The organism is Streptomyces sp. NPDC110618, from assembly GCF_055657065.1.
This window is the reverse complement of record NZ_JBVKBN010000005.1, coordinates 282,783-296,849: the sequence shown is the minus strand read 5'-3', so window position 1 is coordinate 296,849 and position 14,067 is coordinate 282,783. Positions and strand designations below refer to the sequence as shown.

Sequence of the window (14,067 nt, the reverse complement as noted above, 5' to 3'; positions counted from 1 at the left end):
TGCCAAATCTGACCCGCGCCGACGCCACAGCGGCCGTGCGCAACCCGCTCGCCTTCATCGCCGCACGCTGGACCCCCGACCCGAGGACGGTTCAGCGGGCGGCCCTCGCCGCGCTCGTCATGTCGGTGGTCATCGTGGTCACCGGCGGCGCGGTGCGGCTGACCGGGTCCGGGCTCGGCTGCCCGACCTGGCCCAAGTGCACCGAGGACTCGCTCCACAACACCGCCGAGATGGGCATCCACGGCTACATCGAGTTCGGCAACCGCATGCTGACGTACGTGCTGTGCGCGGCCGTCGGCTGGGCGATCGTCGCCGCGCGCGCGCAGAAGCCGTACCGGCGGGACGTGGTCCGGCTGGGCTGGGCCCAGTTCTGGGTGGTCATGAGCAACGCGGTCCTGGGCGGCATCGTCGTCCTCGTGGGCCTGAACCCCTACACGGTCGCGGCGCACTTCCTGCTCTCCACGGTGCTGATCGCGGTGGCCACGCTGATGTGGCAGCGCACCCGCGAGGGCGACGGCGCGCCCCGCCCGCTGGTCGGCAAGTCGGTGCAGCAACTGGTCTGGTTCCTGGTCGCGGCCACGGTGCTGCTGATCGCGGTGGGTACGGTCGTCACCGGCGCGGGACCGCACGCGGGCGACTCCAGCGAGGTCGAGCGGATGCCGCTGGACTGGGAGAACGTCAGCAAGCTGCACGCGGTCCTGGCGTGGATCGTGGTGACGCTGACCTTCGCGCTGTGGTTTGTCCTGAAGGCGGTCGACGCCCCGCAGGGCCCCCTGGCACGCACGCGCGAGCTGTTCCTGGTTCTCCTGGCGCAGGGCGCCCTCGGCTACATCCAGTACTTCACCGAGCTGCCCGAGATCCTGGTCGGCGCCCACATGTTCGGCTCCTGCCTGGTCTGGATCGCCACCCTGCGGGTCCTGCTGTCCCTGCGGGAACGCCCGGAGACGGAGCCCCCGGGCCTCCCGGCTCAGCAGCCCGACGCGACGAGCCCGTCGATGGCGGGGCCCAGGTAGGTCCGGGCCAGGTGGGCCCGGCGCCGGGCCCACTCCTCGGTGACCGGCGCGGGATCGCCGTAGCGACGACGGCGGATGTCGTCCACGACCTCGCCGGGAGCCCTGAGCGAGGGCAGCAGCTCCAGCGCCTCGCGCTTGGAGATCAGGCGGCCGTCGCGGGCGGTCACGGTGGCGCGGGCGAAGGTGAGCAGGCCCAGGTCGACCCAGACGTCCTGCGTCCACAGTGAGTGCCTGTCCACGGCGGGCCGCCAGAACTCCCGCTGCTCGCGCAGGACGAACTCCCCCAGCTCCCGGTCCGCCACCGGCGGCAGCAGTCCGGCGGGCGGGTGCCCGTGCAGGACGCGCCCGAAGGTGTGCAGTTCGCGGCGGGTCACCGGGGTCACCGTGCGCTTGAACAGCCGCTCGTGCGCCCGGGTCAGGTGCCGGCGGGCCGCGTCGTCCAGGGTGTCCGGGGTCAGATAGGTGCAGTGCAGCTTGGGGGCGAGGGGCTCGGTGCGCAGCCGGGCGTGCAGGAGGGCGAGCCGCCACACCACGCCCGGCGTCACCGGGCCGGGCAGCACCGCGATCAGGTCCAGGTCGCTGCGGCCCTCCTGGTAGTCGCCCCCGCCGAGGGAGCCGTGCGCCCAGACCGCCATGGGGTCGAGGGGCGTCAGGTCGTGGACGAAGCGGTCGAGTAACTTCTCGGTCTGCATCCGCCCAGTCTGGGCGGCCCGCCGGGGGCCTGTACACCTCACTCCAGTCCGTACACCCGCCGCGCGTTCCCCGCCGCGATCAGCCCGGCCACCCGCTGTGCGTCCGTCAGGGACCACGCGCCCTCGGCCACCCAGGTGCCGAGCACCCGGCTGAGGGACTCGCGGAAGAGGCGGGCGCCCACGACGTGGAGTTCGGGGAGTTCCTGGCCGCCGCTGGAGAAGAGGATCTTGCCGAAGGGGGCCAGTTCCAGGATCTCCGCGAGGATCGTCGCCGCGCGGGCGCCGGTGCGGGCCAGGGCGGCGCCCGAGTCGGCGTAGACGTGGGGGAAGACGCCCGCGAGGTGGGCGGCGTGGCGGTGGTACGGGTAGCTGTGCAGCAGGATCAGGTCGGTGCCCAGGCCCGCTGTCGCGCGGACGAAGCCGGTGAGCAGGACCGGGTCCGTACGGTCGATGCGCAGGCCCGGTTCGCCGAGGCCCGCGTGCAGTTGCAGGGGCAGGCCCGAGGCGACCGCGCTCCACAGCAGGTGGCGCAGGAGGACCGGGTCGGTCAGGGCGCCGCCCACTCGGCGGCCGGCCATCCAGCGCCCCGCCGCGCCCCGTACCTCCCCCGGCCCCGGCGGTTCCGGTGCCAGGGCGAAGCCGTGCCGTACGCCCGCGACCGAGGTGAAGGCGACCGCGTGCGCGGCGGCGCCGTGGACGGACTCGGCGAGGTTGGCGAGGAAGGACTCGACGGTGCCGGAGGTGTCGGCGACCTGTTCGGCGAGGAGTTCCAGGCGGACGATCTCGCGCGCGTCGGCGGCCCCGGTGGAGGCCAGCTCGTCCGGGCCGGTGAGGTCGCCGGGCAGCCCGGTGTCGACCAGGTACGTGGTGATGCCGCTGCCGCGCAGCAGTCGGCGCCCCGCCTCCAGGACGCCGAGTTCACGGCGCCGGGCGAGATAGCGGGCGGGCGGGCAGTGCGGTTCCAGGCCGAGCAGCGGCGGGCACCAGCGCCGTACCGCGAACCCGGTCTGCGTGTCGAAGAGCGTGGTGCCGGGGGCCGGCGGGCCCTCGGTGCGGGCGAGCCGGGCCTCGAAGGTGCCGAGGCCCAGCTCGGTGCGCAGCACTCCGTGGCAGTACTGGTCCACGAGGGACGGCGTTTCGATCATCCGGGCTCCCCGTGCTCGCCTTTATGGGGCTTAACGGGTGAACCGGCGTCGGGGGTGCGGGCGGAATGCCGCAGTCGTTCCTCAGTCGTTCTTCGGGCCGCCGACCTGGATCCCGGCCATCCGGGTCCACTCGTACGGGCCGGTCTTCACCTTCGCCGCGAACTCGCCGTCGAAGTCCTCGTGGACGGTGATGCCGGCCTTCTTCACGGCCTGCTCGGCGATCTCCTGGGTCGGGGCGACCAGGTTGCCCCAGTTGCCGTCCTCGCCGACGAGGGCGATGCGGGCGCCGCGCTGCCCGAGGTAGGCCACCTGGGCCTCGGCGCCGCCGTGTGCCTTGGAGAAGGCGTTGATCTGCTTGGCCAGCTTGGCCGCCCGGCGCTCGGCCTTCGCGTCAACCTCTTGCGTGTCTGCCATGGCCAGGATGCTACCGACGGGTAGATCAAAGGGCGATGCCGGGGCGGAGTGACCCGTGCCTCAGCGGTCCCCGCGGCCTGCCGCCGACGGCTCGACCGCGCTCCCCCTGAGGCTGTCCCCGGCCGCCGTCCCGGCGGCCGGGCCGGTCACGCGGCGGCTGCGTCGGCCCCGCCGCGTTGCCCTGCCGGGCAGTGCGACGGCACGGTCCCCGCGCGTTCTTAAGGCCCTGCGCGCTCTTGCGGCCCTGCGCGTTCTTGCGGCCCTGCGCGCTCTTGCCGTCCCGCGCAGGGAGTCCTCGCCGCCACCGGGCAGGCCCGCACGGCGAGCGCTAGCGCAGGAAGGGGTCCACCGCGACGGCCACGAACAGCAGCGAGACGTAGGTGATGGACCAGTGGAACAGCCGCATCTCCTTCAGCTTCGCGCCCGTCACCTCGGCCTTCGCCCGGTTCTGCAGCGCGTGCGCCTCCCACAGCCACCAGCCGCCCGCCACCAGCGCGACCAGCGTGTAGAACCAGCCGGTGTAGCCGAGCGGGGTCAGCAGCAGCGAGACGCCGACCATGACCCAGCTGTAGAGGACGATCTGCCGGGCGACGACCTTGTTGGAGGCGACGACCGGGAGCATCGGCACGCCCACGCGCGCGTAGTCGTCCTTCACCTTCATGGACAGCGGCCAGTAGTGCGGCGGCGTCCAGAAGAACATCACCATGAAGAGGACGACCGGCGCCCACGACATCGAGTTGGTCACCGAGGACCAGCCGATCAGTACCGGCATGCAGCCGGCGATGCCGCCCCACACGATGTTCTGCGACGTACGCCGCTTGAGGATCATCGTGTAGACGACGACGTAGAAAAGGAGCGCTCCGAGGGCGAGCCACGCCGACAGCCAGTTGACGGTGAGGCCGAACAGGAGTGTGGACACCACCGCGAGGGTGATTCCGAAGGCGAGGCACTCGCGCGGGCTCACCATTCCGGTGACCAGCGGCCGCTGCGAGGTGCGGTCCATCAGCGCGTCGATGTCGCGGTCGATGTACATGTTGAGCGCGTTGGCGCCGCCCGCGGAGAGGTAGCCGCCGAGGCAGGTCAGCAGGACCAGCTTCAGATCGGGTACGCCCTGCTGCGCCAGGAACATCACCGGAACGGTGGTGATGAGCAGCAGCTCGATGATCCGTGGCTTGGTCAGCGCGACAAACGCCATCGTCCGGGCGCCGATCGGCCGCCGACTCGGGCTCTGGCTCGCCCCGACAATCCCCGCTGGACGGGATTCAACGGCCGTCACGCACACCCCTGACAGAGACATCCCAGCGAGCCCGTTCCCTGTGAAGTCCCGGTAAAGGCTCGCGCGTACCACGCCACTGTAGACGTTGCCCAGACCCGGACATTCGCGGGGGTGGCCTCGTGTTGGCGAGCACCGCTGGAAGAGCTGATCGGGACTCGATTGAGCACTCGTTCGAGCGGCTTCGTATTCAGTTGCCGAAGACCGTACGACCCAGTCGGGAGGCGGATCCCGACGAGTCCCGGCAGTCTGGAATGACTCGAAAAAACGCACGTACATACGGGGGTAGGCTCGACAACGGCCGGGGCGCTCCGTGCACCGGCATTCGACATGCGTGACATGTGGAGAGGAGCCCTGACCCAGGGTGAGCACCAAGCCGACCACCACAGACCTTGAGTGGACCGAGCTGGACCAGCGGGCCGTGGACACCGCCCGAGTCCTGGCCGCCGACGCCGTACAGAAGGTCGGCAACGGCCATCCCGGCACGGCCATGAGCCTCGCGCCCGCCGCGTACACCCTCTTCCAGAAGGTGATGCGCCATGACCCGGCCGATGCCGACTGGGTCGCGCGGGACCGTTTCGTACTGTCCGCGGGCCACTCGTCCCTGACGCTGTACACCCAGCTGTACCTGGCCGGTTTCGGCCTGGAGCTGGACGATCTGAAGTCGTTCCGCACCTGGGGCTCGAAGACTCCGGGTCACCCGGAGTACGGCCACACGGTGGGTGTGGAGACCACGACCGGCCCGCTGGGCCAGGGTGTCGCGAACGCGGTGGGCATGGCGATGGCCGCCCGCTACGAGCGCGGTCTGTTCGACCCGGAGGCTCCGGCCGGTGAGTCGCCGTTCGACCACTTCGTCTTCTGCATCGCCGGTGACGGCTGCCTCCAGGAGGGCATCTCCGGGGAGGCCTCCTCGCTGGCCGGCCACCAGAGGCTCGGCAACCTGATCCTGCTGTGGGACGACAACCACATCTCGATCGAGGGCGACACCGAGACGGCCGTCTCCGAGGACGTCACCAAGCGGTACGAGGCCTACGGCTGGCACGTGCAGCGCGTGGAGCCGCAGGCCAACGGCGACCTCGACCCGAAGGCGATCTACGAGGCCGTCCAGAAGGCGAAGGCCGTCACGGACCGGCCCTCCTTCATCGCGATGCGCTCGATCATCGCCTGGCCCGCCCCGAACGCCCAGAACACCGAGGCCGCGCACGGCTCGGCGCTGGGTGACGAGGAGGTCGCGGCCACCAAGCGGGTCCTGGGCTTCGACCCGGAGAAGAGCTTCGAGGTCTCCGACGAGGTCATCAACCACACCCGCCAGGCCCTGGAGCGCGGCCGTCAGTTCAAGGCCGAGTGGGAGAAGTCGTTCCAGGAGTGGCGCAGCAACAACCCCGAGCGCGCGGCCGAGTTCGACCGCATCAGCGCCGGTGAGCTGCCCAAGGACTGGGAGCACGCGATCCCGGTGTTCGAGCCCGGCAAGGGTGTCGCCACCCGCGCCGCCTCCGGCAAGGTCCTCCAGGCGCTCGGCCCGGTGATCCCGGAGCTGTGGGGCGGCTCGGCCGACCTCGCGGGGTCGAACAACACCACGATCGACAAGACCAGCTCCTTCCTCCCGGCCGACAACCCGCTGCCGGAGGCCAACCCGTACGGGCGCACCATCCACTTCGGTATCCGCGAGCACTCCATGGCCGCGGAGATGAACGGCATCACCCTGCACGGCAACACCCGCGTCTACGGCGGCACCTTCCTGGTGTTCTCCGACTACATGCGCAACGCCGTCCGCCTCTCGGCGCTGATGCACCTGCCGGTCACCTATGTCTGGACCCACGACTCCATCGGTCTGGGCGAGGACGGCCCCACCCACCAGCCCATCGAGCACCTGGCCTCGCTGCGCGCCATCCCGGGCCTGAACGTGGTCCGCCCGGCCGACGCCAACGAGACCGCGATCGCCTGGCGCGAGATCCTCAAGCGCTGGACGAAGGAGTTCGGCAAGGGCACCCCGCACGGTCTCGCCCTCACCCGCCAGGGCGTGCCGACGTACGAGCCGAACGAGGACGCCGCCAAGGGCGGTTACGTCCTGTTCGAGGCGTCCAACGGCTCCCCCGAGGTGATCCTGATCGCCACCGGCTCCGAGGTCCACGTCGCGGTCGCGGCGCGGGAGCAGCTGGAGGCCGACGGCGTGCCGACCCGCGTGGTGTCGATGCCGTCCGTGGAGTGGTTCGAGGAGCAGGAGCAGGGGTACCGGGAGAGCGTCCTGCCGCCCGCGGTCAAGGCGCGCGTGGCGGTGGAGGCCGGTATCGGGCTCACCTGGCACAAGTACGTCGGGGACGCCGGCCGGATCGTCTCCCTGGAGCACTTCGGCGCCTCCGCCGACGGCAAGGTCCTTTTCCAGGAGTACGGCTTCACCGCGGAGAACGTGGCCGCGAAGGCGCGGGAATCCCTCGCCGCCGCCCAGCGCTGACGCCCATATACGACACGTAGGAGATGTAATTCCATGACAGACGCACTCAAGCGCCTCTCCGAGGAAGGCGTGGCGATCTGGCTGGACGACCTGTCGCGCAAGCGGATCACGTCCGGCAACCTCGCCGAGCTGATCGACCAGCAGCACGTCGTGGGCGTCACCACCAACCCGACCATCTTCCAGAAGGCGATCTCGTCGGGCGACGGCTACGAGCAGCAGCTCGCCGACCTCGCCGCCCGCAAGGTCACCGTCGACGAGGCGGTCCGCATGATCACCACGGCGGACGTCCGGGACGCCGCCGACATCCTGCACCCGGTCTTCGAGGCGACCGGCGGGCAGGACGGCCGGGTGTCGATCGAGGTCGACCCGCGGCTCGCGCACAACACCCGGGCGACGGTCGCCGAGGCCAAGCAGCTCGCCTGGCTGGTGGACCGCCCCAACACGCTGATCAAGATCCCGGCCACCAAGGCGGGCCTGCCGGCCATCACCGAGGTCATCGGCCACGGCATCAGCGTCAATGTCACGCTCATCTTCTCCCTGGAGCGCTACCGCGAGGTCATGGAGGCCTACCAGGCGGGTCTGGAGAAGGCGAAGGCCAGGGGCCTGGACCTGTCCCTGATCCACTCCGTGGCCTCCTTCTTCGTCTCCCGCGTGGACACGGAGATCGACAAGCGGATCGACGCGCTCGGCACCGACGAGGCCAAGGCCGCCCGCGGCAAGGCCGGTGTCGCCAACGCCCGCCTCGCCTACCAGGCGTACGAGGAGGTCTTCGGCACGGACCGCTGGGCCGCGCTGGAGAAGGCGGGCGCCAACAAGCAGCGTCCGCTGTGGGCCTCCACCGGTGTGAAGGACCCGGCCTACAAGCCGACCCTCTACGTCGACGAGCTGGTCGCCCCCAACACCGTCAACACCATGCCGGAGGCCACCCTGCTGGCCACCGAGGAGTCCGGCGAGATCCGCGGCAACGCGGTCTCGGGCACCTACGAGCAGGCGCGCGCCGAGCTCGACGCCGTCGAGAAGCTCGGGATCTCCTACGACGACGTGGTGCAGCTCCTGGAGGACGAGGGCGTCGAGAAGTTCGAGGCGTCCTGGAACGACCTGCTGAAGTCGACCGAGGCTGAGCTGGAACGCCTCGCCCCGTCGGAGGGCTGACGCCTTGTCCCCCATGTCCGGTTCCGGAGCGAACCCGCTTCGTGACCCCGCCGACCGACGGCTCCCGCGTATCGCGGGGCCGTCGGGCCTGGTGATCTTCGGCGTCACGGGCGATTTGTCACGAAAGAAGCTCATGCCCGCCGTGTACGACCTGGCGAACCGGGGCCTGCTGCCGCCGGGCTTCTCGCTGGTCGGCTTCGCCCGGCGGGAATGGCAGCACGAGGACTTCGCACAGGAGGTCCACGACGCGGTCAAGGAGCACGCCCGCACCCCTTTCCGTGAGGAGGTCTGGCACCAGCTCATCCAGGGCATGCGGTTCGTGCAGGGCACCTTCGACGACGACGAGGCGTTCGAGAGGCTGCGCGACACCATCCAGGAGCTGGACAAGCAGCAGGGCACCGGCGGCAACTTCGCCTTCTACCTGTCCGTGCCGCCGCGCTCCTTCCCGGTGGTCATCCAGCAGCTGAAGAAGCACGGCCTCGCCGACCAGACGGGCGGGTCCTGGCGCCGCGCGGTCATCGAGAAGCCCTTCGGCCACGACCTGAAGTCCGCCGAGGAGCTGAACAAGGTCGTCCACGAGGTCTTCTCCCCGGAGCAGGTCTTCCGGATCGACCACTACCTGGGCAAGGAGACCGTCCAGAACATCCTGGCGCTGCGGTTCGCCAACACCATGTTCGAACCGATCTGGAACCGGTCCTTCGTGGACCACGTCCAGATCACCATGGCCGAGGACATCGGCATCGGCGGCCGCGCCGGCTACTACGACGGCATCGGCGCCGCCCGTGACGTCATCCAGAACCACCTCCTGCAGCTGATGGCGCTCACCGCCATGGAGGAGCCCGCGTCCTTCGACGCGGACGCGCTGGCCGCGGAGAAGACCAAGGTGCTCGGTGCCGTCCGGCTGCCGAAGGACCTGGGCCGGGACACCGTGTTCGGGCAGTACGCGGCCGGCTGGCAGGGTGGCGAGAAGGCGGTCGGCTACCTCCAGGAGGAGGGCATCGACCCGCAGTCGAAGACCGACACCTACGCCGCGATCAAGCTGGAGGTGGACAACCGCCGCTGGGCGGGCGTCCCCTTCTATCTGCGCACCGGAAAGCGCCTCGGTCGCCGGGTCACCGAGATCGCGGTCGTACTGCAGCGGGCGCCGCACTCCCCCTTCGACCACACGGCGACGGAGGAGCTGGGCAAGAACGCGATCGTGATCCGCGTCCAGCCGGACGAGGGCGTCACGGTCCGGTTCGGGTCCAAGGTGCCCGGCACCTCGATGGAGATCCGGGACGTGTCCATGGACTTCGCCTACGGCGAGTCCTTCACCGAGTCCAGCCCCGAGGCGTACGAGCGTCTCATCCTGGACGTCCTGCTCGGCGACGCCAACCTGTTCCCGCGCACCGAGGAGGTCGAGCTGTCCTGGAAGATCCTCGACCCGATCGAGGAGTACTGGGACCAGCACGGCAGGCCGGCCCAGTACCCGGCCGGCACCTGGGGTCCCGTCGAGGCGGACGAGATGCTGGAGCGAGACGGACGGAGCTGGCGCCGGCCATGAAGATCGATCTGACGGACACCACGGCCAGCAAGATAAACAAGGCCCTCGTGAAGGGCCGCCGCGCCATCGGCACCCCTGCCGTCGGCATGGTGCTGACGCTGGTCATCGTGACGGACGAGGAGAACGCGTACGACGCGCTCAAGGCCGCCGGTGACGCCTCGCGCGAGCATCCCTCGCGCACGCTGGTGGTCATCAAGCGCGTCTCGCGCTCGCCCCGCGACCGTACGCAGTCCCGCCTGGACGCCGAGGTGCGGGTGGGCGCGGACGCGGGCACCGGCGAGACGATCGTGCTGCGCCTGTACGGCGAGGTGGTGGACCACGCCCAGTCGGTGGTGCTGCCGCTGCTGCTGCCGGACGCGCCGGTCGTGGTCTGGTGGCCGGTGAACGCGCCGCTGGACCCGGCCAGCGACCCGCTGGGCGCCCTGGCCCAGCGCCGGGTCACCGACACCTACGCCTGCGAGCAGCCGGTGCGCGAGCTGGAGGCGCGGGCCGGTGCCTACACCCCCGGGGACACGGACCTGTCGTGGACCCGCATCACGCCGTGGCGTTCGATGCTGGCGGCGGCCCTCGACCAGGTCGTGTGCCAGGTCAAGGCCGTCGAGGTGGAGGGCGAGGAGTTCAACCCGAGCTGTGAGCTGCTGGCGATGTGGCTCGCGGACCGGCTGGACGTGCCCGTGAAGCGGTCGCTGTCGTCGGGCCCCGGTCTGACGGCGGTACGGATGGCCACCGACTGCGGTCCGATCGTGCTGGACCGGGCGGACGGCTCGCTGGCGACGCTGTCCATCCAGGGCCAGCCGGACCGTGCCGTGGCGCTCAAGCGGCGGGACACGGCCGAGCTGATCGCGGAGGAGCTGCGGCGGCTGGACCCGGACGACACGTACGCGTCGGCGCTGCGGTACGGGGTGTCGCGGCTGAAGACGGCGGCGGACGAGCCGGCGCCGTCGGTGGAGCCCGAACCCGGGCCGAAGCCTGTCGCGGAGGCGTCGCCTGCCGCGCTGGCGGCGAAGAAGGGCCCTGCGAAGAAGGCGGCGGCGCAGTGAGTACTCCGCAGCTGGTCGTGCACCGCGACAAGGAGCTGATGGCGCAGGCCGCCGCGGCTCGCCTCATCACGCGGATCGTGGACGCCCAGGCGTCACGCGGCAGCGCGTCGGTGGTCCTCACGGGTGGGCGCAACGGCAACGGCCTGCTGGCCGCGCTGGCCGCCGCGCCGGCGCGGGACGCCATCGACTGGGGGCGGCTGGACCTGTGGTGGGGTGACGAGCGGTTCCTGCCGGAGGGCGATCCGGACCGCAATGTCACCCAGGCGCGGGAGGCCCTGCTGGACTCCGTGCCGCTGGACCCGAAGCGCGTGCACGCCATGCCCGCGTCGGACGGTCCGTACGGCCCGGACGCGGACGCGGCGGCGGCCGGGTACGCGGAGGAGTTGGCGCGGGCGGCGGGCCCCGAGAACCACGGGACGGTCCCCGTGTTCGACGTCCTGATGCTGGGCGTGGGCCCGGATACGCATGTGGCGTCGCTGTTCCCGGAGCTGCCCGCGGTCCGCGAGACGGAGCGGATGGTGGTGGGCGTGCACGGCGCCCCGAAGCCGCCGCCGACTCGGATCTCCCTGACCCTCCCGGCGATCCGGGCGGCCCGCGAGGTCTGGCTGCTGGCGGCGGGCGAGGACAAGGCCCAGGCGGCGGCGATCGCGTTGTCGGGCGCCGGCGAGATCCAGGCCCCGGCGGCCGGGGCGCGCGGCCGCCAACGCACCCTGTGGCTCCTGGACGCGGCGGCAGCGTCCCAGCTACCGCGAACGCTGTACCCACCGGCGTCACCGTGACGGAAGGGGGCGGCGGGAGGCGATTGTTCTCGCCCCCGCCGCCCCTTCCCCTTCCCGTCCCCTGGGGGCTCCGCCCCCAGACCCCCGATCGGCCTGAACGGCCTCGTCCTCAAACGCCGGACGGGCTGCAAGCGGGGGCGAAGCCCCCGCAAAAGGGGCGCGGGGAACTGCGCGACCAGCCCCCACCGGCCCGCATCCGAAGAACAACCGGTCGTCCCCAAGGGGCGCGGGGAACTGCGCGACCAGCCCCCACCCACCCGCACCCGAAGAACAACCCCTCGGGGTCGAAGGGGCGAAGCCCCTGGGGATGGGACGGGTAGGGGCGGCGGGGGCGAGGAAAACACCCCCGCGCACCGCACCCCCTACTTCACCGAACCCGCCATCACCCCCTGCACGAAGTGCTTCTGGAAGGCGAAGAACACGACGACCGGCACCACCAGCGACAGGAACGCCCCCGGCGCCAGAACATCGATGTTGCTACCGAACTGCCGGATCTGGGACTGGAGTTCAACGGTCAGCGGCTGCGACGAGCTGTCGGCGAACAGCAGCGCGACCAGCATGTCGTTCCACACCCACAGGAACTGGAAGATGGCGAGGCTCGCGATCGCAGGACGCCCCACCGGCAACACCAGCCGCGTGAAGATCCGCCACTCCCCACCCCCGTCCATCCGCGCCGCCTCCAGCATCTCCTTCGGCATCTCCGCGAAGTAGTTCCGCAACAGGAACACCGCGAAGGGCAGCCCGTAGGCGACATGGAAGAGCACGACACCCGGAATCGTCCCGAACAGCCCCAGCTGACCGAAGAGTTTGGCCACCGGCAGCAGACCCACCTGCACCGGCACCACCAGCAACGCCACCACGATCAGGAAGATCGCGTCCCGCCCGGGGAAGTCCAGCCAGGCGAAGGCGTATCCGGCGAGCGCCGCGAGGATCACGACCAGCACGGTCGTCGGGACCGAGATCAGCACGGTGTTCCAGAACGCCCGCGTGATCCCGGCGTTGTCCAGCAGCGCCGAGTAGTTGTCGAAGGACAGCTGCCCGGGACTGGTGAACACCGTCCACCACCCACCCCTCGCCGTGTCCTCCGCCGACCGCAGCGAGGACAGCAGCAGACCGGCCAGCGGGGTGAGCCAGATCAGCCCGATCAGGACGAGGAAGGCCTGGACCGCACTGCTGCCGAGGGCCCGTCGCACGGCGTTCATCGCTGACTCCTTCGGAAGCGGCGGAGGTTGAAGACCATGGCCGGCACCACGAGCAGCAGCAGGAGCACACCGAGGGCACTGCCGAGCCCCTGGTTGTTGCCGCCGCCGAAGGACACCAGCCACATCTGGGTGGCGAGCACGGTGGCGTCCTCCTGCACCGGTCCCGGCGCGATGATGTAGACGAGGTCAAAGACCTTCATCACGTTGATCACGAGGGTCACGAAGACCACGGTCAGCACGGGCGCCAGCAGCGGCACGGTGATCTTGCGGAAGATCTGCCACTCATTGGCGCCGTCCATCCGCGCCGCCTCCAGCGCGTCCCGCGGCAGGGTGGAGAGCCCCGCCCCGATCAGCACCATCGCGAACCCGGTCCAGATCCACAGGTACGCCCCGATGATCGCCGGGGTGACCAGCGCCGGCCCGAGCCAGGAGATCCCGTCGTAGGGCGGGGAGAAGTTGGAGGCGGGCAGCCGGACTTCGTACTCGCCCTGCTCAAGACCGGTGAAGCGGAAGGAGCCGTCGGAGGCGGTGGTCGTACTGGCCACCTTCTCCCCGTCGCGCACCGCCTCGACCTTGACCTCGGGCAGTCCGCTCTCCTTCGGGTCGACCTTGCCCTGTTCTCCTCCCCCGCCGGGGGTGAAGTCCAGGTAGACGACACCGCTCAGCGAGCCGGGCTCGGCGGGCCGGGCAGCCGCCCCGGCGGCCGGTTCGGCGCCGGAGGGCAGGTCCTTGGGGGCGACGCCGACCAGGCCGAGCGCCAGGGTGTCCCCGGGTGAGCCGGTGGCCCGGTAGGAGCCGTCCGACTCCTTGGTCAGGCCCTGCCCCTCACGGGCGCGGGCGGTCGGATAGGAGGAGGTGCCCTTGACCGCGTCGTGGACGGCGACGACGGCCGCGTTGAGGACACCCTTGTCGGGGTCCTCGTCGTAGGCGAGCCGGAAGATGATCCCGGCGGCCAGGAAGGACACCGCCATCGGCATGAACAGCAGCAGCTTGAACGCGGTGGCCCAGCGGACCTTCTCCACCAGCACGGCGAGGATCAGGCCGAGCCCGGTGAGCAGCGCGGGGGCCACCACCACCCAGATCGCGGTGTTGCGGACGGCCTTGAGGGTGGCCGGGTCGCGGAACATCTCGGAGTAGTTCTCGCCGCCCACGAACTTGTCGCCGGAGGCGTCGAAGAAGCTGCGGCCGATGGAGAACAGCACCGGGTAGACGACGAGCGCGCCGAGCAGCAGCAGCGCGGGGAGCACGAAGAGGGAGGCGATCAGCCAGCCCCGCCGCCGCATCCGCCGTACCCGTTGCGGCGGCGAGGCCGCCGGTGGCGGCGGGGGGTTCGTCTCCTTGACGACGGTCGCGGTCATGGCG

At 70.8% G+C, this 14,067-nt stretch carries 12 protein-coding genes; 6 read left to right on the top strand and 6 right to left on the bottom strand.

Features of this window, described 5'->3' with window-relative positions:
* The first annotated feature begins 8 nt into the window (after window positions 1-8).
* On the top strand, window positions 9-1,013 hold the full coding sequence (locus ACZ7L7_RS12420; RefSeq protein WP_453607369.1) for a COX15/CtaA family protein: 1,005 nt from the start codon (window positions 9-11) through the stop codon (window positions 1,011-1,013).
* Here ACZ7L7_RS12420 and ACZ7L7_RS12415 read toward each other — a convergent pair.
* The 4 genes from ACZ7L7_RS12415 to ACZ7L7_RS12400 form a co-directional block, all read right to left on the bottom strand.
* On the bottom strand, window positions 968-1,705 hold the full coding sequence (locus tag ACZ7L7_RS12415) for a nucleotidyltransferase (protein ID WP_285513303.1): 738 nt from the start codon (window positions 1,703-1,705) through the stop codon (window positions 968-970). The genes ACZ7L7_RS12420 and ACZ7L7_RS12415 overlap by 46 nt on opposite strands.
* A gap of 38 nt (window positions 1,706-1,743) precedes the next feature.
* Complete coding sequence (locus ACZ7L7_RS12410; RefSeq protein ID WP_471428329.1) at window positions 1,744-2,850, bottom strand: amidohydrolase family protein; 1,107 nt, start codon at window positions 2,848-2,850, stop codon at window positions 1,744-1,746.
* Window positions 2,851-2,931: 81 nt separating this feature from the next.
* Entirely contained in the window at window positions 2,932-3,264 is a 333-nt protein-coding gene (locus ACZ7L7_RS12405) for a hypothetical protein (protein WP_453607332.1), read from the bottom strand.
* A 328-nt stretch (window positions 3,265-3,592) separates the two neighbouring features.
* A complete protein-coding gene (locus ACZ7L7_RS12400) occupies window positions 3,593-4,561 on the bottom strand; it encodes a heme o synthase (protein ID WP_453609183.1) in 969 nt (322 codons plus the stop codon).
* A 340-nt stretch (window positions 4,562-4,901) separates the two neighbouring features.
* On the opposite strand from ACZ7L7_RS12400, the gene tkt reads away from it, so the two are divergent.
* From tkt to pgl, 5 genes are read left to right on the top strand one after another with little or no spacing between them, the layout of a single operon-like run.
* Entirely contained in the window at window positions 4,902-6,989 is a 2,088-nt protein-coding gene (gene tkt, locus ACZ7L7_RS12395; protein WP_285513299.1) for a transketolase, read from the top strand.
* A gap of 33 nt (window positions 6,990-7,022) precedes the next feature.
* Window positions 7,023-8,141 (top strand): transaldolase, encoded by a 1,119-nt coding sequence (gene tal / locus ACZ7L7_RS12390; protein WP_093720313.1) that lies wholly within the window; start codon window positions 7,023-7,025, stop codon window positions 8,139-8,141.
* Between the two features lie 13 nt (window positions 8,142-8,154).
* Window positions 8,155-9,684 (top strand): glucose-6-phosphate dehydrogenase, encoded by a 1,530-nt coding sequence (gene zwf / locus ACZ7L7_RS12385; RefSeq protein WP_285513298.1) that lies wholly within the window; start codon window positions 8,155-8,157, stop codon window positions 9,682-9,684.
* Entirely contained in the window at window positions 9,681-10,724 is a 1,044-nt protein-coding gene (opcA, locus tag ACZ7L7_RS12380) for a glucose-6-phosphate dehydrogenase assembly protein OpcA (protein WP_472075753.1), read from the top strand. The genes zwf and opcA overlap by 4 nt, the downstream gene beginning before the upstream one ends.
* Complete coding sequence (gene pgl / locus ACZ7L7_RS12375; protein WP_471428324.1) at window positions 10,721-11,503, top strand: 6-phosphogluconolactonase; 783 nt, start codon at window positions 10,721-10,723, stop codon at window positions 11,501-11,503. Before opcA ends, pgl begins: the two co-directional genes overlap by 4 nt.
* Window positions 11,504-11,865: 362 nt before the next feature.
* On the opposite strand, the gene ACZ7L7_RS12370 is transcribed toward pgl, so the two are convergent.
* Complete coding sequence (locus ACZ7L7_RS12370; protein WP_285513295.1) at window positions 11,866-12,705, bottom strand: carbohydrate ABC transporter permease; 840 nt, start codon at window positions 12,703-12,705, stop codon at window positions 11,866-11,868.
* Window positions 12,702-14,063 (bottom strand): ABC transporter permease, encoded by a 1,362-nt coding sequence (locus ACZ7L7_RS12365; protein WP_285513294.1) that lies wholly within the window; start codon window positions 14,061-14,063, stop codon window positions 12,702-12,704. The genes ACZ7L7_RS12370 and ACZ7L7_RS12365 overlap by 4 nt, the downstream gene beginning before the upstream one ends.
* Window positions 14,064-14,067: the final 4 nt, after the last annotated feature.

What these genes read in the sequence shown, in the direction of transcription:
- ACZ7L7_RS12415 (WP_285513303.1), bottom strand. Translation starts at nt 1,705, where the DNA reads ATGCAGACCGAGAAGTTACTCGACCGCTTCGTCCACGACCTGACGCCC.
- ACZ7L7_RS12410 (WP_471428329.1), bottom strand. Translation starts at nt 2,850, where the DNA reads ATGATCGAAACGCCGTCCCTCGTGGACCAGTACTGCCACGGAGTGCTG.
- ACZ7L7_RS12405 (WP_453607332.1), bottom strand. Translation starts at nt 3,264, where the DNA reads ATGGCAGACACGCAAGAGGTTGACGCGAAGGCCGAGCGCCGGGCGGCC.
- ACZ7L7_RS12400 (WP_453609183.1), bottom strand. Translation starts at nt 4,561, where the DNA reads ATGTCTCTGTCAGGGGTGTGCGTGACGGCCGTTGAATCCCGTCCAGCG.
- tal (WP_093720313.1), top strand. Translation starts at nt 7,023, where the DNA reads ATGACAGACGCACTCAAGCGCCTCTCCGAGGAAGGCGTGGCGATCTGG.
- zwf (WP_285513298.1), top strand. Translation starts at nt 8,155, where the DNA reads ATGTCCGGTTCCGGAGCGAACCCGCTTCGTGACCCCGCCGACCGACGG.
- opcA (WP_472075753.1), top strand. Translation starts at nt 9,681, where the DNA reads ATGAAGATCGATCTGACGGACACCACGGCCAGCAAGATAAACAAGGCC.
- ACZ7L7_RS12370 (WP_285513295.1), bottom strand. Translation starts at nt 12,705, where the DNA reads ATGAACGCCGTGCGACGGGCCCTCGGCAGCAGTGCGGTCCAGGCCTTC.
- ACZ7L7_RS12365 (WP_285513294.1), bottom strand. Translation starts at nt 14,063, where the DNA reads ATGACCGCGACCGTCGTCAAGGAGACGAACCCCCCGCCGCCACCGGCG.